The 23,778-nt window shown below is 42.8% G+C and carries 19 protein-coding genes and 1 tRNA gene; 4 read left to right on the forward strand and 16 right to left on the reverse strand.

Annotated elements, in window-relative coordinates:
* The first annotated feature begins 263 nt into the window (after window positions 1–263).
* Window positions 264–464 carry a hypothetical protein gene (locus tag D0S24_RS20255; RefSeq protein WP_117021661.1) on the forward strand — a complete coding sequence of 67 codons (201 nt, stop codon included), beginning with the start codon at window positions 264–266 and terminating at the stop codon, window positions 462–464.
* A gap of 557 nt (window positions 465–1,021) precedes the next feature.
* On the opposite strand, the gene D0S24_RS20265 is transcribed toward D0S24_RS20255, so the two are convergent.
* The 13 genes from D0S24_RS20265 to D0S24_RS20320 form a co-directional block, all read right to left on the reverse strand.
* Window positions 1,022–2,167: an IS91 family transposase gene (locus D0S24_RS20265; protein WP_117021663.1), complete on the reverse strand. Its 1,146-nt coding sequence runs from the start codon at window positions 2,165–2,167 to the stop codon at window positions 1,022–1,024.
* 2 nt (window positions 2,168–2,169) lie between these two features.
* Complete coding sequence (locus D0S24_RS20270) at window positions 2,170–2,898, reverse strand: tyrosine-type recombinase/integrase (protein ID WP_251795849.1); 729 nt, start codon at window positions 2,896–2,898, stop codon at window positions 2,170–2,172.
* A gap of 447 nt (window positions 2,899–3,345) precedes the next feature.
* Entirely contained in the window at window positions 3,346–3,900 is a 555-nt protein-coding gene (locus D0S24_RS20275) for a BfmA/BtgA family mobilization protein (protein WP_147321486.1), read from the reverse strand.
* Between the two features lie 704 nt (window positions 3,901–4,604).
* A complete protein-coding gene (locus D0S24_RS20280; RefSeq protein ID WP_251795850.1) occupies window positions 4,605–4,808 on the reverse strand; it encodes a helix-turn-helix domain-containing protein in 204 nt (67 codons plus the stop codon).
* A 10-nt stretch (window positions 4,809–4,818) separates the two neighbouring features.
* Window positions 4,819–4,959, reverse strand: coding sequence for a hypothetical protein (locus D0S24_RS21210; RefSeq protein WP_181938152.1), 141 nt, complete (start codon window positions 4,957–4,959; stop codon window positions 4,819–4,821).
* Entirely contained in the window at window positions 4,960–5,250 is a 291-nt protein-coding gene (locus D0S24_RS20285; RefSeq protein WP_117021667.1) for an AlpA family transcriptional regulator, read from the reverse strand. It abuts the gene before it with no gap.
* A 352-nt stretch (window positions 5,251–5,602) separates the two neighbouring features.
* Window positions 5,603–5,677: transfer RNA gene (locus tag D0S24_RS20290), tRNA-Val, on the reverse strand.
* A 98-nt stretch (window positions 5,678–5,775) separates the two neighbouring features.
* Window positions 5,776–6,987: a folylpolyglutamate synthase/dihydrofolate synthase family protein gene (locus tag D0S24_RS20295; RefSeq protein WP_117021668.1), complete on the reverse strand. Its 1,212-nt coding sequence runs from the start codon at window positions 6,985–6,987 to the stop codon at window positions 5,776–5,778.
* A 126-nt stretch (window positions 6,988–7,113) separates the two neighbouring features.
* Window positions 7,114–8,013, reverse strand: a complete 900-nt coding sequence (locus D0S24_RS20300) for an energy transducer TonB (protein ID WP_117021669.1) — start codon at window positions 8,011–8,013, stop codon at window positions 7,114–7,116.
* Window positions 8,013–8,399 (reverse strand): biopolymer transporter ExbD, encoded by a 387-nt coding sequence (locus tag D0S24_RS20305; RefSeq protein WP_117021670.1) that lies wholly within the window; start codon window positions 8,397–8,399, stop codon window positions 8,013–8,015. Before D0S24_RS20305 ends, D0S24_RS20300 begins: the two co-directional genes overlap by 1 nt.
* A gap of 246 nt (window positions 8,400–8,645) precedes the next feature.
* Window positions 8,646–9,338 (reverse strand): MotA/TolQ/ExbB proton channel family protein, encoded by a 693-nt coding sequence (locus D0S24_RS20310; protein ID WP_117021671.1) that lies wholly within the window; start codon window positions 9,336–9,338, stop codon window positions 8,646–8,648.
* A gap of 49 nt (window positions 9,339–9,387) precedes the next feature.
* Entirely contained in the window at window positions 9,388–10,752 is a 1,365-nt protein-coding gene (gene nhaD / locus D0S24_RS20315) for a sodium:proton antiporter NhaD (RefSeq protein WP_117021672.1), read from the reverse strand.
* Window positions 10,753–10,765: 13 nt separating this feature from the next.
* Window positions 10,766–11,992, reverse strand: a complete 1,227-nt coding sequence (locus D0S24_RS20320) for a Glu/Leu/Phe/Val dehydrogenase dimerization domain-containing protein (RefSeq protein ID WP_117021673.1) — start codon at window positions 11,990–11,992, stop codon at window positions 10,766–10,768.
* Between the two features lie 239 nt (window positions 11,993–12,231).
* Between D0S24_RS20320 and D0S24_RS20325 the strand changes: the two genes are divergently transcribed.
* The 3 genes from D0S24_RS20325 (at window position 12,232) to D0S24_RS20335 (ending at window position 19,678) form a co-directional block, all read left to right on the forward strand.
* The gene (locus tag D0S24_RS20325; protein WP_117021689.1) at window positions 12,232–13,377 is read left to right on the forward strand and encodes an acyl-CoA dehydrogenase; all 1,146 of its coding nucleotides are present in this window, start codon (window positions 12,232–12,234) and stop codon (window positions 13,375–13,377) included.
* 318 nt (window positions 13,378–13,695) lie between these two features.
* Entirely contained in the window at window positions 13,696–18,204 is a 4,509-nt protein-coding gene (gene gltB / locus D0S24_RS20330; protein WP_117021674.1) for a glutamate synthase large subunit, read from the forward strand.
* A 7-nt stretch (window positions 18,205–18,211) separates the two neighbouring features.
* Window positions 18,212–19,678 (forward strand): glutamate synthase subunit beta, encoded by a 1,467-nt coding sequence (locus D0S24_RS20335; RefSeq protein ID WP_117021675.1) that lies wholly within the window; start codon window positions 18,212–18,214, stop codon window positions 19,676–19,678.
* 150 nt (window positions 19,679–19,828) lie between these two features.
* Here the strand turns inward: D0S24_RS20335 and D0S24_RS20340 are convergent, their stop codons facing one another.
* The 3 genes from D0S24_RS20340 to D0S24_RS20350 are packed head-to-tail and all read right to left on the reverse strand — an operon-like array spanning window position 19,829 to window position 23,774.
* The gene (locus tag D0S24_RS20340; protein ID WP_117021676.1) at window positions 19,829–21,223 is read right to left on the reverse strand and encodes a c-type cytochrome domain-containing protein; all 1,395 of its coding nucleotides are present in this window, start codon (window positions 21,221–21,223) and stop codon (window positions 19,829–19,831) included.
* A gap of 2 nt (window positions 21,224–21,225) precedes the next feature.
* Complete coding sequence (locus tag D0S24_RS20345) at window positions 21,226–22,293, reverse strand: twin-arginine translocation signal domain-containing protein (RefSeq protein ID WP_117021677.1); 1,068 nt, start codon at window positions 22,291–22,293, stop codon at window positions 21,226–21,228.
* Window positions 22,294–22,304: 11 nt separating this feature from the next.
* On the reverse strand, window positions 22,305–23,774 hold the full coding sequence (locus tag D0S24_RS20350) for a DUF1501 domain-containing protein (RefSeq protein WP_117021678.1): 1,470 nt from the start codon (window positions 23,772–23,774) through the stop codon (window positions 22,305–22,307).
* Between the last annotated feature and the right edge of the window lie 4 nt (window positions 23,775–23,778).

The following is a 23,778-nucleotide window of genomic DNA, read 5'->3' on the forward strand; positions in this document are numbered from 1 at the left end:
TTTTTTATACATTACATTGTTTTTTAAGATTGCATAAATTTAAGTAAAACGTATTTTGAACACGACAAAGCTTCCGACCGGTAGGGAGGATTCGTTCAACACCGTGTATAAGCCATTGCTTGGTCTGTGATACTTCGGAAAATCCTCGCGGATTTTCCTGTTAGTTTGTACTTGGTTTGGTTCGTGCTAAATCACGCAACGGCTCATACACAAACACGTTGGGCACTATTTGAGAAAATCATTCCGCTGAATTGAAATTAAGTATGAAATTGACAAAAGACCAATTTTTAGAAGCTGGATTTATTTTCGAAAAAGCAAACGGAAATTCTCACTCGGACTTTGAAAAGAAAATAATAGCTGAATCGGAATTGACCAAAATTAAGCCGACTGAATTGGAGCAAATTATCGTTGACGGACTGAATTCTGAAATTTATAAAAGCGAAAGCGAACGAGTTAGCGGATAAAAAGGGTAAGCCTACAATTAAAAAAGCTGAAATTCTACCCGTAATCCATACTTCTGAAAAAAATGAAAATGGAGAAATAGAAACAGTAGAAATGGATATAGACCACTTTTGTGAATCAAAATTTATTTTTCATTCGCAAAGCGGTAAAATAGTTAAAACTGTAAACCATTACTATTTGGAAACGGAAATGCTTGACGAAAAAATATCAAATGACAACTACGAAAAGAATCAAAAATCAATTTTGAATACTTTATGTAAGTTAATTGAAAAAGAAACGGAATAAAAACTGCTTACAATAACTAAGTCTTCGTGTGGTCGGTACGGCCAAACATGAAGACCGTGTTGACTGAACCGGGTCCGGGTTCCCTTACTATGGGGATTGCTATGGTTTAATGGAGTTTTTCAGATCGATCTCGAAATCCTGTCGGGTTCCCTAAAGTTATCAAAAATCATTTTCCCATGTCCGCTCGGGTTCCTTTTTGATCTTCTTGTATCGTTTTTCCTGTCCAGACCGATCTTTTTTGCCCGTTACCTTGATTTTGGCCATGGGGGTCCCCTTACGCTTTTTGGAGCGTTGTACTTGGGGTACTTTTTTTCAAACGGTCCGACCATGCTTTGGGCGGGCCACGGCTGTCGAATACCGCTACGGTCGCCATAATCCCGATCTGGCAGTAAGGACATCGGCGATGTTTTAAGGGAGGCCGTCCATTGGGCCCAGGACTGCCCAGGACCTGTTGCAGTAAAGGAACCAGTACCTTCTTCCTGGAATTGCTCAGGATCCCATAATGGCGTATACGCACGAACCCTTTCGGAAGCACATGCATTGCAAACCGCCTGATGAACTCTTTGTCGGATAACAGCATTAGGGACTTATTTCCTCCATGGCGGTAATCCTTTACGGAAAAAGTAATGCCCTGACCATCCAAATTCTTTATCCGATGGTTACTGATGGCGATTTTATGGGTATAGCGCCCAAGATATTCCACTACTTGGGAAGGGCCTATAAATGGACGTTTACAATAGATCACCCACTCATTTTTAAAAAGGCTTTCACAAAATCCGCAGGGCAGTTCCTTTTTCAGACTTTTTCGCAGCCCTGCCACGAACCGGGCTCTAAACACATTGCTCATTGCCTTTACGGGGAACAGGTATTTTCCTTTGTTCCCAGCGGGTTTCCATTTGCCCGATCTTGAGATCCCACCTCCCGGCACAATGCAGTGCAGGTGCGGGTGAAGGGACAGATTTTGGCCCCAGGTATGCAGGATGGCGACCATTCCCGGGTCGGCCCCCAAAAACTTGGGGTTGGATGAAAACCCCTTGATCACCTGCCATGCCGTTTTGAACAATAAACGATACACCTGCTCCGGTCGGTAAAGGCACAGACGGTTAAGTTCTGCCGGGAGGGTAAAGACCACATGGAAGTAAGGGACGTTCAGCAGTTTGGCCTCCCTTGCCCTGATCCATTGTTCCCTTTTATGTCCCTGGCACTTGGGACAATGGCGGTTCCTGCAACTGTTGTAGCTAAGGTGCAGCCTATGGCAATCCGGGTTGTCACAACGGTCGATATGGCCTCCCAGTGCTGCGGTACGGCATTTGCGCAGGGAGTGCAGGGTCCTCAACTGCCAGCTATTGGCACAAAGGCCGGACAGGTGTTCCCTGTTGCGTTCCAATACCTGTGCCACCTCATAGGTAGCCTGGCACATGGTTATAGATTATAAAGCCGCTCCAACGGGCTGAACGGCCTTTGCCTGCCCGATCGTGCCACATGTAGGTAGGTGAGCGTAGTCTGTATATCCGCGTGTCCCAACAGGTCCTTTACGCTCATGATGTCCAGTCCCATTTCCAACAGATGGGTGGCATAGCTGTGGCGCAGGCTATGGGTGGTGACCTCTTTTTGGATACCGCTGTGTTTCCGGGCCTCCCGAACGATCCACCCCACCCCCGTCGTGGAAAGTGCAACTGGATGGCCCTTGCTGTCATTGCCGTTAAAGCACCAAGTGACAGGGCTTTCCGCCGAGATGTATTTCTTCAGGCCCCGGACCTGCATCGCGCACAATGGGACATAGCGGTCCTTCCTCCCCTTCCCCTGGCGGATGTGCAGCATCATCCTCTCTAGATCCAGATCCTTCAGCTGTAGGTTGCAGAGTTCAAAGTTCCGAAGACCACAGCCATATAGCATGGCCAGGACCAAACGGTGCTTCAACAGTTTAGGGGCCCTGAGCAACTGCTTTACCTCGTTATGGCTCAATACTACCGGTAGCTTCTTGGGCCGTTCGATCGAAGGCAGCACCACACACATCTCCTTCATTCCCGAGATACGGTATGCATATCTCAGACCATAGACGGTATGCTTGAAGAAACTGTCCGATGGGGTCTTATGCTGCGATTTTAAGATATGAAGGTAATCAAGGATCTGTTCCTGGTCAAGGTCCAACGGACTGCATTTGAAGTGAATCGCAATGTGCGCCAGACATCTAGCGTAGTTGGTAAGGGTACTCTGGCTTTTGCCGGCCAGTTCTACGGAACGTTTTAATTTATGGTAGAGTTCGTTGAACCCAGATACAGAATTACAGGCCCTCTCAATGAGGGTACTACTTTTTTTTCATAACTTTAAATTTTATGATTAAACCTATCCTAAAGGTAGTGAACAGTAAGGTAAAACTTGCTTGAAGCTACCTTTAGGTTTAGTTCAACACGGTGTATAAAAGCCTAAGATAAGCTTAACACCCACTTATTAGAAATAAGATCCAAAGAATACTCCCAAATCTTACCCAAAAACTTTGCGCATGGATCCTGATTCGATTTTATAGCATTCGGGAAGATAAGCGTTAATAAAATCGAATTAGGGCGCACTAACCTACCCAGATTCAGATGATATCACTTAGCCCTTTTGTATCCGCTGTTTCAATCGTTCGAAATCCTTTGGATCCATATCCAGTTCCAACCTGGATTTTCCAAAAACGCTATTGATAAGGTGGATGCTATCCAACAGCCCTTTTATATCTTTCCTATTCTGTTTTAACTCGATCTTCAAGTTGGTATTTTCACATTCCATGGCTATGGCCGCCTCGACCTTTTTAATGAATGCTTCCTGCTGAGGATCCCTTTTTTGTTTCACATAGGGTTTGATCGTCCTAGCATTTTCCTTTTTTGGGGAACGTTCGAACAGGAGTTCCAACATGGCAGTTGTAGGCTTGGTCCGGTGCTTTTCGATATCCCGTATAATGGCGACAACGACATCCGTCCGTTTTCTGTTCCTTAGGATTTCCCTTCCTATGCCCTTTTTAAATTTTTCGGCAAGTAGAAAACCGTGCCATTCAAAGAAATCGATTATCTGTTCAATGGACTCCGAATGGGAGCCTGAAACTTTCTTGGAAAAACTCTTGAACCTTTGCGCCGTAGCCCTTCTAAACCGTATGGTGAAAAAATTGTCCATCTCTATAATTTTAGTGTTTGTGTCATATTTTTTCAATGTTTTAAGGGGCTGAGGAAGGATTTGACCCAATGGACATTTTATCCCGTAAACCATCGACCTCCCTAAACCCCCATAAACAAAGGCCCCGAAGGGTAAACCGACATCGTAACACCGCTTTAGCGTGTTACCCTCTTGCTATTCCTTAATTTCATTTTATTCCGGAATTCCCTTTTGAACCTTGCAATCAAATTTTGAGGTTTCACCTTTTCTCTTTCACACGCTATTCTCTATGGCTTGGACCGACCAATAGCAGCTGGTTGAACATCCTTACGGACCTATTGGAGATCTTCATCTTGTAACTGTCACTTATTTGGAACCTGGCAAACCGTTTTCAGGACATAGGATCCGTACTTTTTAAAATTCCGGCCCCTAGTCCCAAGACCTGAAAAAATACCCCCAGAAAACCTTATTCGTTGCCTGCACCTTGAAATCGAGATTAGCATATTATTCAATTGCTCCCAACAACATATTTTTTAAACAGCTCTAGGGCGCAAAGAGGTTTTGGTCCCGTTTGTTTATTTGGTTATTTATCCGTAGACTCTTTACCATATCGACCGTTCATTATTGGGATTCAATTTTTTTTCTCCTCGTTTATCAATAAATTATTTTTTTCTTTTTTTTATTACTTGTTTATTATAATAGACAGTTTTGCCCATGCCGCTAGGTCAAAAGTATCCAGACTCCCCCGATAGTATTATCGGGTCAGGGTCGCCGGTCATAAACTCAAAATGCAGCAAACTCCTTAGATAGCGCTTTCTTCCGTTAAAGGCCGTTTCCTCGATCCATCCTTTTGCCTTAAGCTCGGATATGTACCTAGAGACCTGCCTTTCCGATATATTGAGAAAAGAGGCCATGTACCTATTGGACATATAGCACTCCCTACCGTTTTCCGTAAAACTGTGTATCTCCAAAAACAAGATCTTCGCACACCAGTTCACCTCCGTGCTCAGGTAGATCGACCTCGGTATCCAGATGCCCTGAAAATTGCTTTCCCATTTTTCCATAACAAGGGTAGTTCATTTATTTCCTGTTCTTCAACAGGGACTCATTGAAATGGTGCTCCAAGGTCTCATCGGAGAGGTGGGGTTCGCCCAATAACCAGGCATCGATGGTATCCTTGTCAAAGAATTTCTGGCGGATATGGGGATTGTTGCCGGTGGGGATCAACTTTAGATGGGTGAGCTTGTAGATCTTGCTCTTGGACAGGCCGGTGTACGCAACCAGATCGTCCACGTTCATTGTTTTCTTGGTGTGGGACAGTAGGCCTTTGATATCGGATAGCAGTCCCACCACGTTTTCATTCTCTTCCATGATATTTGTTTTATGGTTTTCCCCAAATTAGAAAAGCACATACCACCCAAAGACATCCAAGAAAATTTTAACGTATAAAAACGATAGTTTTTGAGAGATTGGCAACGATTCTTAAAAATCTGTTCGAATTATGCTATATGCAATAATCATGCAATGCTGTTTGATAAAAAAACTGAATCGGATTTTGCATGTCGGAATAATTAATGTCTTTTATGTTCAGAAAGCCCATTGATTACAACAAAAATCAAGAGTTAGGAGAGAAATAATGGGGCAGAAATTTGTTGTACCTATGTTGTACCCGCCCTAAAAACAAAAAGCTCCCAATTTCTTGGAAGCCTTGTCTTTGTTACTGTGGGCCCTACTGGGTTCGAACCAGTGACCCCCTGCTTGTAAGGCAGGTGCTCTGAACCAGCTGAGCTAAGAGCCCTAATTTATCAGTATTTAAAAATCGCTTCCCGATTTTTCCAGAAGCGAGTGCAAATATAGAATAGTTTTTAATTTCCCCAAAGGAAAAAATAGAAAAATTTATACGATTTCCGCAACCACAAAAGTACTCCCCCCCACAAACACAAAATCGGTTTTATCCGCAACGCCCAAAGCTGAATTAACCGCTTCATGCACAGAAGAATAAGCATTACCTGTAAGATCGAATTCCAAGGCCCTGGATTTTAGGACATGCTCATCCAAACCTCTGGGAATATTAGGCCTGCAAAAATAATAATGGGCGTTTTTTGGAAAAAGGGGTAGAATTTGTTCCAAATTCTTATCCTTTACAAATCCGATGACCAAGTGTAGCTCTGTATATTCCTGTTGCTTTATTTGATCTAAAACAATGGTCAGACCTTCCGTATTATGGGCCGTATCACAAACAACTGTGGGATTTTTGCCGATATATTGCCATCTCCCCAGAAGTCCCGTATTGACCGAAACATTCAACAGGCCCTCTTCAATATGGTTCTCCTCTATTTTAAAACCCTTTAATTCCTTAATGGCAGCAACAACCCCCTTAACGTTTTTGGTCTGGTAACTCCCTAACAGGGATGTTTTATAGGTCCCAGGGACCACCTCCCCCGCAAAGCTGATCTTAGCGCCTCTTTCCCTAGCAATATTGTTGAACACAGTAGCCGTCTCCTCCTGAAGTTCACTTATGACCACTGGGACCCCAGGTTTAATGATGCCCGCCTTCTCAAAGGCTATTTTGGCAATGGTATCGCCCAACATCTCCACATGGTCATACCCAATATTCGTTATCAACGACACTTCGGGGATTATTATATTGGTAGAATCCAAACGACCTCCCAATCCAACCTCCACAATGGCAATATCAATTTTTTCCTTTTCAAAATAGCGAAAGGCCATCCCCACCGTCATTTCGAAAAACGAAAGCTCATGTGCCTCAAAGAATAGTTTGTTCTTCTTTATAAAATCGACAACGAATTTTTTGCCTACCGGTTTTCCGTTGATCCGGATGCGTTCCCGAAAATCCTTTAAATGGGGAGAGGTGTACAATCCAACCCTATAACCTGCCTCCTGCAAAATGGAAGCCAACATATGGCTACTGGACCCTTTCCCGTTGGTACCCGCTACATGTATACTTTTAAATTTTCGCTCGGGATGGCCCAAATATGTGGAGAACGCCTGTATATTGTCCAACTTGCCCTTAAAAGCGGAAATTCCCTTTTGTTGGTACATGGGAAGTTGCGCGAACATCCATTCCAAAGTTTCCTGATAGGTCATTTAGTGTCGTCTGTTGCAATTAGAAAATAGTGAAGATGGCATACCTTCCAATCATCCAATTAAAAAAGTAAAAGAAAATGTAAAATTACTTCGGGAAAATTGTTTTTTTGGCAATTACGGGAAAAATTATTGCCCCAATTTAAAATTCACAACTACAAAACCAACTTGTTGACTAGGTGCCTCGGAATCCTCGTTCCACCGATGCATCATGGCGGTTGCCTTGGCAGGCCCCAATAAGCAGGGATCGTTATTCGTGGTACCCTTTACCCCCGGTTCGGCACTTACCACCTTACCGCTTCTGTCCACTACGATCTTCACGACTACCCTACCTTCCTCGTTACATTCCTGTTGTACCTTGCCCTTGTTCTCCAAAGACCTCCCGTTAAGCCCATAACCCCCAGTACCACTGCCAGATCCTGGACTTCCGTAATAACTTGTGGCGTAGGGATCTCCGTCTGGACGGCCTTTATCTCCCGCCCTGTTATCATCACCTTCACTTCCGGAAGCAGTTCCTTCGGATTTATTTATACCTCCTATAAGCTCGTCCAATTTGCTTTTTTTCGCCTGCTGTTCCTTCCTGACCCTTTCTTCGGCCTCCCTCTTTTCCTGCGCAACCCGCTCCGCTTCTGCTTGGGCCTTTTTGGCCGCCTCGTCCGCCTTGCGTTTGGCTTCCTGCTGCTGTTTGATTTTTATGGATTCCTCATTTTCCTGGGTGAGCAGTTTTTCGGCAGGCTTTTCCTTGGCTACCTGTTCCTCGGGCACCTTTTCCACCACTTCCTCCACCTTCTCCTCTTGAACCTTGGGTTCCTTTATGGGAGTGTTAAGGGGTTCCGATTTAACTTTTTCCTTGGGCTGCACCCTGCCGCTACCAAAATTGGTCGTTCCAAAGTTTACCGAAATACCATTTTCGATTGGAGGATCCATATAGGTAAGTCCAATATAAAAAAGCAACAGCAATAGTGCACTTAACAGAATAGTAGTAAGTGTAAATGATTTTTTCTCGTGTCTCGTATTCAGTAATGACATTAATTTGGTCGCACCGCCAAAATAACCTTGTAATTATTCCTATTGGCAATATCCATTACGTTCACCGCCTCTTTGATGGCAACGCTCTCTTCCGCCCTTAGAATAATAGTAGGTTTCTCCTGCCCTTCCAGTGCCTTTTTTAATTCAATTTCTATATATTGTCCGTTAATCTTCTCGTTGTTCACAAAATATTCCAGGTTCTTATTGATGCTTACGGATACATTTTGGGTATTGGTAGATTTCCCCTTGGCCTTGGGCAACAACAAATCCAGTGCATTTGGAGAATTGGCAGTCAACATAAAGAATATAAGCAATAGGAACACTATATCCGTCATTGAGGACATGCTAAAATCTGGACTAACTTTATTTCTACCTTTTAATTTCACCTTATATTATTTTTAAGTACTATGTTTAAATCCGAACCTGATGTATCCTATGGAAAATAAAGAAAAAAGGGTTAAAAGAGAATAAAGATTTTATAATTATTATCTTTTTCCTACATCTTTTATCTTAACTCTTTTTTCTTACTTCCTAACTCTACCTCTACCTTCTTTTTATTGCTGACTGCTTAACGCCAACAGTAGCCATTCTTAAACTTTGAACAGCCTCCTGCCAACGGCAACCGCCCGCCCCTACAAGGGTTCGTTCAATAAATCTAAAAATTCCACCGCATTGGCTTCCATTTTATGCACTACCTTATCCGTCCTGTTCACCAAATGGTTATACCCTATATAAGCTATAATACCTACAATAAGCCCGGCAACGGTAGTGGTCATGGCCGTATAAATACCTGACGCCAACGAACCCATTTCTGCCTGTCCGCCACTACTGGCCATTTGATGGAATGCCAAAATCATCCCGATTACGGTTCCCAAAAACCCGATCATAGGCGCTGCTCCCGCAACGGTGGCCAATACACTCACATTTTTTTCCAACTTGTACACCTCTAGGGTGCCGGCATTTTCTATGGCGGTATTAATATCGTCCAAGGGTTTTCCTATTCTGGATATCCCCTTTTCCGTTAACCTGGCTACTGGCGAATCCGTTTGTGCGCACAATATTTTGGCCGCATCCAATTTCCCGTTGGTAACATGGTCCCGTATCTGGTTCATAAAATTGCTATCTATCTTCGAAGCTGCCTTGATTGCAAAAATCCTTTCAAAGTAAATATACAGTGCCACAAAGAGCATTACAAACAAAACACTAATGATCAAGATACTTCCCGTTCCTCCACTTACTATTAAATCTATTACGGATAGTGTCTTTTCTTCGGACACAACTCCCTCTAATCCCGCCTCTTGAGCCAGGTCTTGTATCAATAACATATATTTTCTTTATTTAAGTTGCCTTAATAACGGTATTTTGTCGATTAAATTATGCGTTCAACACTAAATTTCTAATTAATATAAATCCTATGGCACCGGCAGCAAATCCCAAGAAAGCCAACCATGCAATTTTTTTCAAATACCAGAAGAAGTCTATTTTTTCCATTCCCATGGCCACAACACCTGCTGCAGAACCAATAATCAACATACTACCACCTGTTCCTGCGGAATAAGCAATAAAATGCCAAACGGGGTCATCCATTCCTACGGAGAACATTCCTATACTGGCTGCGACCAGGGGCACATTATCTATTACCGCAGACCCAATACCAAGGAACAGCACCACCAAATCCGACACCAATTCGCCCTTGGATTCCGTGCCCAACATAGGCATTACCTCATCCAAAGTCCCGGCAAAATGGAACAACATCCCTAATGACTCCAATGCTGCAACCGCCATTAATATTCCCAAAAAGAAAAGAATACTCGGTAATTCAATTTTGGAAAGGGATTTATGTACCGGACTGTGATGTGATTCTGCCTCGCTCTCACCGTCAATATTGGAAATACTGAATTTTGAACTACTATATATTTCGGCAAATGTAGCTACCACGGCCAAAGAAAGCATCATACCAACATAAGGAGGCAAATGCGTCAGGGTCTTAAAAAAGGGAACAAATATTATGGCGCCTAAGCCCAAATAAAGCATAGTGGCCCCGTATTTGGATTTTCTTGGCTCCCCTTCATCCAGTTCGGCATCAATATTACCGGAAAATGCCTTGTACCTGCTTGCAATAAAGGTGGGCACTACCATACAGATTATAGACGGCAATAAAACGTGCTCTATCAGTTGAAGGGCAGACACCTTATTGGCGATCCATAACATCGTAGTGGTAACATCCCCAATTGGAGACCAAGCCCCTCCGGCATTTGCAGCTATGATAATCATCCCGGCAAACCAAAGCCTTGTTTCCCTTTCCTTGATCACCTTCTGAAGTATGGTAATCAAAACAATGGTAGCAGTCAGGTTATCTATTATAGCGGAAAGTATAAAGGCCAAAATGGAGAACAACCACAATAATTTTCTCTTGCTCCTGGTTTTTATAAAACCTTTTATGGTTGCAAAGCCATCAAAGTAATCTATTATTTCCACAATGGTCATCGCCCCCAGAAGAAAGACCAATATTTCCGCCGTTTTTCCAAGATGGTGCAGTAAAATCTCATCTATATGGGTCGCCTCCAACTCCCGGAGCTCGGCATTGACCTCAAAAACCGGCATATGTGCCAAAGCAATTACCGCCCATAACAGGGCCATCATGGCCAAGGCGGGGATTAATTTATCAATTTTAAGATTGTGCTCCAGGGTTATTGCCAGGTAACCGGCAACGAATAAGATAATAATAATGGTCTCCATGCTATCAATTGGTTTAAATTAATTGTCTCAAAGCAATCTCTAATCCGGTTTTACTGAGATTGACTTTTGATTTATTTTGATCAAATATATTTAAAATTGCGTTTCTAATGGTATTTGAAGTGTCATTAAAAATAAGTTCGTCTTCCATAGCCACCCTTCCCTTCATAAAATAGGCAAAGACCCTGGCCATTCCGCAGTTGGATATAAAATCGGGTATTAGGCTTACCCGTTCGTCCGTATACTCCATTATTGGCCCAAAAAATATCTCCTTATCCGCAAAGGGCACATTGGCCCCGCAACTTATCACCTCCAATCCCCTATAGATCATTTTAGAAATTTGTTCCTCTGTTACCAAGCGGGATGCGGCACAGGGCACAAAGATCTCGGTGGGCAAATTCCATATTCTATGGTTCATTTCAGCAAATGGAATACTATTTTCCACAAAAAGTCCATTTCCCTTTCTGTTAAGAAAGAATGTTCTTATCTGCTCCAAGGAATATCCTTCCCCATTAATTATTCCTCCGGACCTATCTATAATCCCTACCACTTTCGCCCCCATTTTGGCCAAATAAAAGGCCGCCGCCGACCCTACATTACCAAAACCCTGTACAATGGCCCTTTTGCCTTTGATTGAGCCTCCATATATGTCATAATAATGCTTCACCGCTTCCGCAACCCCAAAACCGGTTATCATATCAGCAACCGTAAATTTCCGGGCTACCGAAGGGGAGTAGACCTTCACCTCCAAAACTTTGACAACTCCCAATCTCAACTGACCTATCCTATTGATCTTGTCTGCTTCGGTAGGTCTAAAATGACCGTTAAAAACACCTTCTTGGGGGTGCCAGACCCCCACATCTTCCGTAATGGGGATAACCTCGTGAATTTCATCCACATTTAAATCCCCTCCGGTACCATAATAACTTTTCAACAATGGCGCCACTGCATGGTACCACCTTTTAAGCACCCCAGATTTTCTGGGGTCGTTTGGATCAAAATTGATACCGGACTTTGCGCCACCGATCGGAGGTCCCGAAACCGTAAATTTCACTTCCATTGTTTTCGCAAGTGATAGGACTTCGTCCATATCCAGCCCATCCCTCATTCTGGTACCTCCACCAGCGGCCCCGCCGCGAAGGGAATTTATCACTGTCCATCCTTCCGCCTCCGTTTCCCGGTCTTTCCAGTAGAAAACAATTTCAGGGGTCTTGTTTTCATACTTTTTTAATAACTCTTTCATTGTTCCTCACAATAAATGTATTGATTTCATTTGCTATTAGGGGATACTACGTATCCATTTGGTTTATTGTACCGACCTAGCTAATGTTGTCTCATAATTGTTAAGTTCCTTTACAGATAAAAAAGTATAAAACCGAACAAATATAAAAATATAGATTAGGTTTTAATGTTTTTATTCCCCATTATTATTCCATACTATACTCGTATATTTGTAATGTTGCCATATTTTTTTCAATGCAAATGGATTTTACACTATCGGAAGAACAGTTGATGATACAGCAGGCGGCAAAGGATTTTGCCCAAAATGAATTACTGCCCGGGGTCATAGAAAGGGATGACGCACAAAAATTCCCTACAGGGCAGGTAAAGAAAATGGGGGAACTGGGGTTCATGGGGATGATGGTAGACCCAAAGTACGGTGGAAGTGGCCTGGATACCATTTCATATGTGCTGGCCATGGAAGAACTTTCCAAAGTGGATGCCTCCGCTTCGGTAATCGTATCCGTCAATAACTCCTTGGTCTGCTGGGGACTGGAAACTTTTGGCAGCGAAGAACAAAAGGAAAAATATTTGACCCGTTTGTCCACAGGACAATGTATTGGGGCGTTCTGTCTTTCCGAGCCAGAAGCGGGCAGCGATGCCACTTCCCAAAAAACAACGGCCATGGACCGTGGGGACCACTATATTATAAATGGCACCAAAAACTGGATCACCAATGGAAATTCGGCCGAAATTTATTTAGTAATTGCCCAGACCGATATTTCAAAAGGACATAAGGGCATAAATGCCCTGATTGTGGAAAAGGGTGCACCAGGTTTTGAAATCGGCCCCAAGGAAAATAAATTGGGCATTAGGGGAAGTGACACCCACTCCCTGATCTTTAATGATGTTAAGGTACCCAAAAAAAATAGGATAGGGGAAGATGGATTTGGTTTTAAATTTGCCATGAAGACCCTTGCCGGTGGCCGTATAGGAATTGCAGCCCAAGCATTGGGGATTGCAGCCGGCGCATATGAACTGGCTAAAAAATATTCCAAAGAACGAAAGACCTTTGGCACGGAAATCAGCAACCATCAGGCCATAGCCTTTAAACTTGCGGATATGCACACCCAAATTGAAGCGGCAAGGTATTTGGTCTACAAAGCGGCCTGGGACAAGGATCAGGGCAACGACTACGATCTTTCGGGCGCAATGGCAAAACTCTACGCTTCCCAAGTAGCTATGGATACGGCCGTGGAAGCGGTACAAATTCATGGCGGTAATGGCTTTGTAAAGGACTACCATGTGGAGAGAATGATGCGCGACGCCAAGATCACCCAGATCTATGAAGGCACTTCGGAAATACAGAAAATTGTAATTTCACGAAGTATTATTAATGAAAAATAATACACAATTCATGCACACCCCCCTTTTTTTTGTGGGGTAATTACTGAAAAAATATAATATTAATGAATAACCACCCCCTTTTCTAAATAGGGATACTTATCAAAATAAACAATTTTATATTATTAACTCCCCCTTAATAGGAATAAAATCAATATACAAACCCTAATATTGAGGAAATCCTAATTTAATGGGTTCAAATATCAGAATATGCATTTTTTTAAACGTTGAATTATAAACGTTGAATTTCTTTCTTACTATTTATAATAGCACTGCATTAAATGTAAATATTTTGATATTTTTGAACAAATATGATAATTTATGAAGCTGAGAAAACAAGGATTGTACCTACCGGAATTTGAACATGATAACTGTGGCGCAGGATTTATTTGTAGTCTGAAAGGAAAAAAGTCGAACGACATTATCCATAAGGCTTTGGAAATATTGGAAAGATTGGAGCACAGGGGAGCTGTAAGTTCGGATGGGAAAACCGGAGATGGTGCTGGAATCCTAATAGATATTCCGCACGATTTTTTTCAGGACGTATGCAACTTTGAACTTCCTGAACCAGGTAGTTACGCCGTGGGCAATGTTTTTTTGCCCCAAAAGGAAAACCAACGGGACTACTGCATAGAGGTTTTTGAAACCAATATTAAAAAACAAGGTTTAAAATTATTGGGATGGAGGGATGTTCCCATAAACAAATCCATTCCCGGAAGAATAGCCGCCGAGACCGAACCTTTTGTTAAACAAGTATTTGTTGCGAGAGAAAATGACGAACAGGATTTCTTCCATTTCAACCTAAAGCTGTTCATTGCCAGAAAAGTCACGGAACACACCGTAAACGCTTCCAAGTTATCGGAAAGCAAATTTTTCTATGTTCCGAGTCTTTCCACAAAAATTATAATCTTCAAAGGCCTTTTGATGCCGGAAGATATCAGCCTATACTACAAAGACCTTTTGGATCCAAGGGTAGTTACCCGATTGGCCCTTGTGCATCAACGCTTTTCCACCAATACTTTCCCTACTTGGGATTTGGCACAACCTTTCCGATATATGTGCCACAACGGGGAAATAAACACCCTTAGAGGCAATGTTTCAAGAATGCGCTCCAGGGAGGAACTCATGAAAAGTGATTGGTTTGGGGACGAAATAAAAAACATTATCCCTATAATACTACCAGGGAAATCGGATTCCGCCACCATGGACATGGTCGTGGAACTATTGTTAATGACGGGAAGATCGCTCCCTGAGGTGATGATGATCCTGGTACCTGAGGCCTGGGAAAAGAACAATGATATGTCCGAAGCAAAAAAGGCCTTCTACGAGTACCACTCCTGCTTAATGGAACCATGGGACGGGCCTGCATCCATCCCTTTTACCGATGGAAACTATATTGGTGCCGTATTGGACAGGAATGGATTGCGTCCTTCGCGATATTCAGTGACCAAAGACGGTTATGTTATTATGTCGTCCGAAGTTGGGGTGGTAGAAATTGAGCCCGAAAACATTGAATTGCACGGAAGACTTGAACCTGGAAAAATGTTCTTGGTAAACATGGTAGAAGGACGTATTGTGAATGACGAGGAAATCAAGGAAGAAATTGCGGTAAGGTATCCCTACAAGGAATGGTTGAGCAAGAATCTGGTGCACCTTAAGGATATCCCATACAATGACTGTCCCCTTTTCTTAAATGAAGCGACCGTACAAAAGAGAAAAGCGGTATTTGGATATACCCTGGAAGATATAAACACCATTATACTTCCCATGGGAAAAACGGCCAAAGAGCCTCTGGGATCAATGGGCTCGGACACGCCTATCGCTATTTTATCCGATCGCCCACAATTAATATACAATTATTTTAAGCAATTGTTCGCCCAGGTTACCAACCCACCATTGGATGGTATTCGTGAGGAGCTGATTACGGATATTAGCCTAACCTTGGGCAGCGACCATAATATTTTTGAATTTTCCGAACTGCATTGCCGGAAATTAAAAATTAAGAATCCGGTCATATCCAAGGAAGATCTGGATAAAATAAAGAATTATGATGCCAGTCCCGACTATAAAGTAGTTTCCATTGCCATGCTCTATGACATTGAAAAGGGGCATAATGGCCTTGAAGATGCTTTGGAATCTATTTTACATCAGGCAGAACAAGCTATTGATGAGGGTGCCAACATCATTATTTTATCCGATAGGAACGTAAGCAAGGAAAAAGCCCCTATTCCGGCCTTGTTGGCATGTTCATTTGTAAACAGCGGACTTCAGAGGTTGGGCAAACGGTCCAAACTAAGTGTAATTATTGAATCCGCAGAACCTAGGGAAGTACACCATTTTGCCTTATTATTCGGGTTTGGCGCCAGTGCCATTAACCCATATTTGGTCAATGAAATTATTGCGGAGCAAATTGAGGAGCACGATATTACCGAATACACTTTTGAAGAAGCCATTAACAACTACAACAAAGCCGTAGGCAAGGGCATTCTCAAGGTTATGAACAAGATTGGAATATCTACCCTAAATTCATACCGAGGATCCCAATTGTTCGAATGTATTGGAATAAACACCTCAACCGTAGACAAATATTTCCCCAACACCCCCACCAGAATTCAGGGTATAGGATTATATGAAATTGAGAAGGAAATTGCAAAGCGCCATCGCAAAGCCTACTTGGACACGGAAATAGCAGCCAATTTGGATTTGGAAATTGGCGGACAATACCGTTGGAGAAGGGATGGTGAAAAACACCTTTTCAATCCTTTAAGTATTGCCAAACTACAAAAATCGGTTAGAAACAACGAACCGGAATCCTATAAGGAATTTGCCCAAATGGTGAATGAGCAATCCAAGGATTTGATGACCATTCGTGGACTTTTTGAGTTCTCCAATTACGACCCTATTCCTTTGGATGACGTGGAACCATGGACAGAAATAGTAAAACGCTTTAAAACCGGCGCAATGTCCTATGGATCCATTAGCAAGGAAGCCCATGAAAATTTGGCAATAGCCATGAACAGGATCGGTGGAAAAAGTAATTCCGGTGAAGGCGGGGAGGATGCAGAACGTTTTTATAAGAACCAAACGGGGGATTGGAAAAACAGTGCCATAAAGCAGGTGGCTTCCGGTAGATTTGGGGTTACTTCCAATTATTTGACCAACGCACAAGAGATTCAGATTAAAATGGCACAAGGGGCCAAGCCGGGGGAAGGCGGACAGTTACCAGGACCAAAAGTAAATCCGTCCATAGCCAAGACCAGAAATTCCACCCCATATGTAGGATTAATTTCACCCCCACCCCACCATGATATCTACTCTATAGAGGATTTATCCCAATTGATTTTCGATTTGAAATCTGCAAATCGCGAGGCAAGGATCAATGTTAAATTGGTTTCTGAGGTTGGAGTGGGCACGGTAGCGGCCGGTGTCTCCAAAGCAAAGGCGGACGTGGTGCTCATATCCGGCCATGATGGCGGTACAGGGGCCTCCCCCCTAACCTCATTAAAACACGCCGGACTTCCATGGGAACTTGGAATTGCCGAAGCCCAACAAACCTTGGTACTCAACGATCTAAGGAACAGGATAGTCCTGGAATGTGATGGCCAGTTAAAAACTGGAAGGGATGTAGCAATAGCTTGTCTATTAGGAGCAGAAGAGTTTGGATTTGCCACAGCACCCTTGGTAGCTTCAGGATGTATTATGATGCGTGTATGCCATTTAAATACCTGCCCGGTAGGTATTGCAACACAAAATCCAGAATTGCGCAAGAAGTTTGAAGGCAAACCGGAACACGTTGTAAACTATATGTACTTTGTGGCCCAGGAACTTAGGGAAATAATGGCCCAGTTAGGGTTTAGAACTATTGAAGAAATGGTCGGGCAAGTTCAAAAACTGGACAGAAAAAAGGCCTTGGACCACTACAAAGCAGCAGGTATAGACCTTACGCCTATTTTATATCAGGTTGATGTGCCCAAAGGGACCAAGCTCTACAACACCCAAAAGCAGCAACACGATATTGACAAATCTATTGAGTTCGAGATTTTGGAAAAAGCACATCCTGCCTTGTTCAGAAAGGAAAAAATCTCTTTGGATTTCCCTATACATAATACCGATAGGGCCGTTGGAGCTATTACCAGTAATGAAATTTCAAAGATCTACGGTGCGGATGGTTTACCCGAAAACACCTTAAAACTTAATTTTACGGGTTCTGCAGGACAAAGTTTTGGTGCATTTGCCACCAAAGGCCTTACCATGATCGTCAATGGAAACACCAACGATTATTTAGGAAAAGGTCTTTCCGGAGCCAAGTTAATTATAAAAGTACCCTACAAGTCCACTTTAAAGCCGGAAGAAAACGTAATAACCGGAAACGTTACACTTTATGGCGCCACCTCCGGGGAAGCTTATATAAACGGAAAAGCCGGTGAACGGTTCTGCGTAAGAAATTCAGGGGCACAGGCCGTTGTAGAAGGTATCGGTGACCACGGTTGTGAATATATGACCGGTGGAACAGCAGTTATCCTTGGTGAAGTAGGCAGAAACTTTGGTGCCGGAATGAGTGGAGGTATTGCCTATATCTTTGATGAAAAAAATACCTTTAGAAAAAACTGTAATGCCGAATCCTTAAACCTCCTAAGGGTAGAGGATGATAACGATATTGCCGAGTTAAAAGGCCTTATAGAAAACCACTACAATGCCACTCTTAGCCCAATAGCCCAAAGGATCTTGGAAAATTGGGAAGATTGCCTAGCAAAATTCATAAGGGTCTTCCCTGAAGAATACAAGCAGGCATTGATACGTTTGGAAAAAGAAAAATTAGAAACGATATAATCGAAATATGGGAAAGATAACAGGATTTTTGGAATTCGATAGAAAAGTAGAGGAATATGCTCCCGTGGAGGATAGGGTAAAAAACTACAAGGAATTTACCCTTCCAATGAAAGAAAAGGAGCTAAAGGACCAAGGTGCCAGATGTATGGACTGTGGCATTCCATTTTGTCATAGCGGTTGTCCCTTAGGGAACCTGATACCCGATTTCAATGACGCGGTTTACCTTGGTAAATGGGAAAAAGCTGCACAAATTTTGCACTCCACCAACAACTTCCCCGAATTCACAGGCAGGCTTTGTCCAGCCCCTTGTGAAGAAGCCTGCGTACTTGGTATTAATGAGGATCCGGTAAGTATAGAGAACATAGAGAAAAACATTGTTGAAACCGCTTTTAACAAAGGCTGGGTTGTAGCAAAACCTCCCGTTAAAAGAACTGGAAAAACAGTTGCCGTAATTGGATCGGGACCTGCCGGTCTTGCAGCGGCCCAACAGTTGAACAGGGCAGGGCACCTGGTTACGCTTTTTGAAAGGGATGAAAAAGTTGGTGGGCTTTTGCGATATGGTATTCCAGATTTTAAGATGGAAAAAAATATTATAGACAGAAGGGTCAGAATTTTAGAGGAAGAAGGTATCATCATTAAGACAGGGGTCCACGTTGGTGTTGATGTTTTGGCCACGGAACTTAAAGAGCAATTTGATGCCATTGTACTTTCTGGCGGTGCCACCGTTAGAAGGGGATTGCCCATAGAAGGAGCAGACCTTAAAGGAGTGGTACAGGCCATGGATTTCTTAAAGCAAAACAATAAACGCGTAGACGGCATTAAAGATCTGGGCGAAGAAATAAAAGCTACCGGCAAAAACGTTGTAGTCATAGGCGGGGGAGATACGGGATCGGACTGTATAGGAACCTCCATAAGGCACGGAGCCACTTCGGTTTCCAATTTTGAGATATTGGGAAAGCCTCCAGTTGGGCGCCCAGAAGATCAACCATGGCCGTTTTGGCCCATGCGTTTACGAACAAGTTCTTCCCACAAAGAAGGTGTAGAGCGATTTTTTAGTATTTCCACCAAAAAATTCATTGGCGATAAAAATGGCAATCTGAAAGGACTTATAACTTCTGAGGTAGAGTGGGTTTCCCAACCAGGTAAACGACCCATGCTCAAGGAAGTTCCCGGAACTGAAAAGGAATGGAAATGTGAATTGGCACTTTTGGCCATGGGTTTTACAGGTTCGGAAATGACCGTTGCCGAGCAGTTGGGCCTTGAAGCCGATCCACGCACCAACATTAAGGCCAGTGAGGCAAATTATAAGACCAACGTTCCCGGAGTATTTGTAGCGGGCGACCAAAGAAGGGGACAATCCTTAATAGTTTGGGCCATTTCCGAAGGTAGGCAAGCGGCCTATCATGTGGATACTTACCTGATGGGAACGTCCTATTTACCGTTAAAAGGAGAGGGGGACCTACCAAGGGTTTAATATATTTACCGAATATCGGAATAGATCAAGAAAATCCAACCCAATAAATGGGTTGGATTTTTTTTTATCTTATGTCAAAAGTTAAGGCAAAACATTGCCCAAACTTTTCAAAAATGACTATGGTGATAAAGACAATTTGCCTTATTAAATCTAGGAAGCTTCTTCGCCTATGTTGATCTCCAAATCGGGGTATTTTGCCTTAAGGTTTTCAACTTTTTCCGGAGTAACCTGAGTATTCCATAAGTATATGCGATTTAATTTCTGCAACATTTCCAGCCTCTCCAATCCATTGTCCCCTATTTGAGTGCCGTAAAGGTTTAAAACCTCTAAATTTTCAAGTTTCGCCAAAAAGGACAGGCCTTCATCGGTTATGGGATTGGAATGAATGTTTAATCTAACCATGTTTTCAAACTGTCCAATAACCTCAAGATCTTTATCCCCTAGGTTGCGGTTACCCAAATTTAAATATACAATTTGATCTTTTAATGGCAACAACTGTTCAATACTTACATTTTCCATGTTCTTTTGGGCCACAAAGCTGACATCCAATAAATAACTCCCTTCACTTATTGTCCTTATAACATAACCCTTGGCATTCAAGGAAGCCACAATCAAAGAATCGGCCGGTTCCACTTTCCTTGCCAAAGAATTCCCCCCATGCCCTTCCAATCCAAGAACCTTGTTCGCAGCCGACAAATAGTCGCCCTCGATTTGAAAATCGCCCATTTGCCCCTTTTCCGGAGCACCGTTCATTATCCATAATTCCAATAATTTTATCTGCTCCCCGGAAAGTGGTTTTTTGCCATCTGGCGGCATAAAATCATCATGATGCTCCGGAAGGCTTACCCTTCTATAAAGTTCACTTTCTTTCAAATCCCCTATAACAACACCTTGTCCATTTTCCCCACCTTTTATAATGCGGTCATAAGAGGAAAGAACCAAATCACCTTTAGACTTTCCTGGGTTATGACAACTTACACAATAGTCTGAAAGCATTGGGGAAACAACATCCAGAAATATATCGGCAGAATCCAAGACTGTAACCGGGGGTCTTTTTTCGGGCTTAGGTGGAAGTCCCACCAACTTTCGCAACGGATCAGGGGAGTACTGTGTAAGATAAGAAGCACCATGGGTTAAATTACCCCCCATATGACCGGTATATCCCAGTCCCACTAATAGAAATACCATAAGCCCGGACTGTAATGCCACTACCCTTTTGGTTCTTTTCCACACAACGGAGATAAAGGCCAATACTGCGAAAATAGTCAGTGCGATCCCCATCCAGAGATGGGCATTTAGAGCCTCTGTCCCATACCCGCCCTGAAAAGAAAGCATGTACCCAAATACACATGAAAGAACAGCACTAAGTGCCCCTGCCCCAAGCAAAAAGGGGACTGAACCCTTTAGCTGTGAAAATTTCGTTTTCCTAGCCAGAAAATACATAGAGATCCCTGCCAAAATAATCCCAATGGGAAGATGGACAATTAGGGGATGGAACCTACCAATAAAAATAATCCAATCCGATACTTCCGTAGTATGGTCCATAATTAAATCCTGTGTAATTTATATGGATAAACTCCATTAGCATTCCATTGACAGACATATAAATTTTTATCCCCATCCACGCAAACATCATGACAGTTCTTAAATACCGTTTGATCCTGCAACATTAATTTCAGCTTTCCATTTCTATACTTCGGTCTTGTACCCCCCGGGTTGGACACCACTTTATTTTCATTGTTCAAAATAGTAACAAACCCCCTGTTTAAGACCAGATTATAATTATCTTTTTCCATTCCGAAACAGACCCCAGAGTAAATATTATCACCATCTATTACAGGTCGGCTTACAAAAGCACCAGGCAAATAATAGGTTTCCAAATATTTCCCATCCAAACTAAATCTCTTAAAGGAATTTTTTATTCGGGCAGTACACAACAAGCTTGGGTTATTGGGATCCCTAGTATCCAAAGTTACTCCATGCACTTGCTTAAACTTATCCGGCTGCAAAAAACTATCACCTCCAAATTTTCTGATAAATTCACCCTCTGAGTTATACTGCAAAATATATTGTGAACCATACCCATCTGCAACATAAATATCCCCATTGGGACCAATAGCGGTTTCTGTAGGCCTAAAGAACATCTTCCCATCATATTCCCCTATTTTATCTGGAGCATCCAATTCAAAAACAACATCGCCCTCAAGTGTACTTTTTAATACCCTTCCACTCCCTGGATCGGTAATATAAAGGTATTCTTCCCCACCTGCCTCATGAATGGTCAGGCCGTGTGCACTGGACAAATTCAATGTCCAACTCCCCAACAACTTCCCAGATCTATCGTAAATCAATACATTATTCTTAGGGTGATCTGTCAACATAAAAAGTCTCCCCTTTCTGTCCATGACCATTTCATGACAATTATTGACAGGGTAGACCTTGGGATCCAAATTACCCCATTGTGTTTCCACTTTATATTTAAATTCGCCATGTCCCAAAATTTGCTCATCAAGTTTGGGTTTTGATGGCATTATTTGAAAGGGAACCACCGCTGATGCCAATAACGTACCTCCCCCCATGGCGGACTTTTTAATAAATTTCCTTCTAGAAATCATTATGACCAATTTTATGAAAGAATGTCTTTGACCACATGGCCATGAACGTCCGTTAATCTATATCTTCTCCCTTGGTGTTTAAAAGTAAGTCGCTCATGGTCTATTCCCAGTAGGTGCAGCAAGGTGGCTTGAAAGTCATGAACATGCACTTCATTCTGGACTACGTTATAGCTAAATTCGTCGGTTTTACCATAGACCATACCTGCCTTGACCCCTGCCCCGGCCATCCACATCGTAAAACAGCCAGGATGATGGTCCCTACCATAATTATCGGCTGTTAATCTACCTTGGGAAAAACTGGTTCGACCAAATTCTCCGCCCCAGACCACCAGGGTATCTTCCAACAAGCCTCTTTGTTTTAAATCCTTTATCAGGCCGGCAGTCGCTTGATCTGTACCAAGGGCCTGCTTTTTAATCCCTCCGGGAAGGCCACCATGTTGATCCCAACCCATATGGTACAACTGTATAAATTTCACATCCCTTTCCGCCAAGCGTCTTGCTTTCAAACAATTAGCTGCGTAAGTACCGGGTGTTTTGGCATCCTCCCCATATAATTTATAAATATAATCGGGTTCCTCCTTGGTATCCACTGCATCGGGTACGGAGTTTTGCATCTTATACGCCATTTCATACTGATTGATTTTGGATTGAATCTCCGGGTCCTTCCAAACATCAAACTGATGGTTATTTAATTGTGAAACGTAATCCAAAGCCCTTCTTCGATCTTCATCATGTACACCGTGGGGGTTGTTCAAATATAGTACAGGATCCTTGCCCGACCTAAATTGAACACCTTGATGATGGGATGGCAAAAAACCATTGCCCCAAGCAGCCGAACTCAAAGGTTGCGCCCCACCCCCCTTGGACAATAGAACTACAAAATTCGGAAGATTTTTATTGTCACTGGCCAATCCGTAACTAAGCCATGAACCTATGGACGGCCGTCCACTCTGCTGACTACCTGTTTGCAGAAACATTACGGCAGGTTCATGGTTTATGGCATCGGTACGCATAGAGTTAATGATGCACAGATCATCCACTACCTGTGCGGTGTAAGGAAAAATCTCGCTAACCCATGCTCCAGATTGACCATATTGCTTGAAATCATATATAGATTTAACCAATGGAAAAGTAGATTGGCTGGACACCATACCAGAATTACGTTGGGTTCCTTGGACAGATGGAGGTATTTCCTTCCCGTGCCATTTTGCCAATTCCGGTTTATAATCAAAGGTTTCCAATTGCGAGGGACCACCGCTTTGAAATAGATAAATTACCCGTTTTGCCTTGGCCGGAAAATGCGTGCTGCCCAAATAACCGCCCAATAGGTTTTGCGCACCGCCTCCCAAAAGTTCATTCCCATATAAGGATGATGGCCCCATTAGGCTGGCAAGCGCTACAGAGCCAAACCCAAGTGCAGATTTCTTTAAAAATCCCCTACGGGTCTCCATAAATTCCATGTGCTTTTTAAAATCTTCCATATTA

The organism is Arenibacter sp. P308M17, assembly GCF_003426735.1.
In the GTDB taxonomy this organism is placed as follows: domain Bacteria; phylum Bacteroidota; class Bacteroidia; order Flavobacteriales; family Flavobacteriaceae; genus Arenibacter.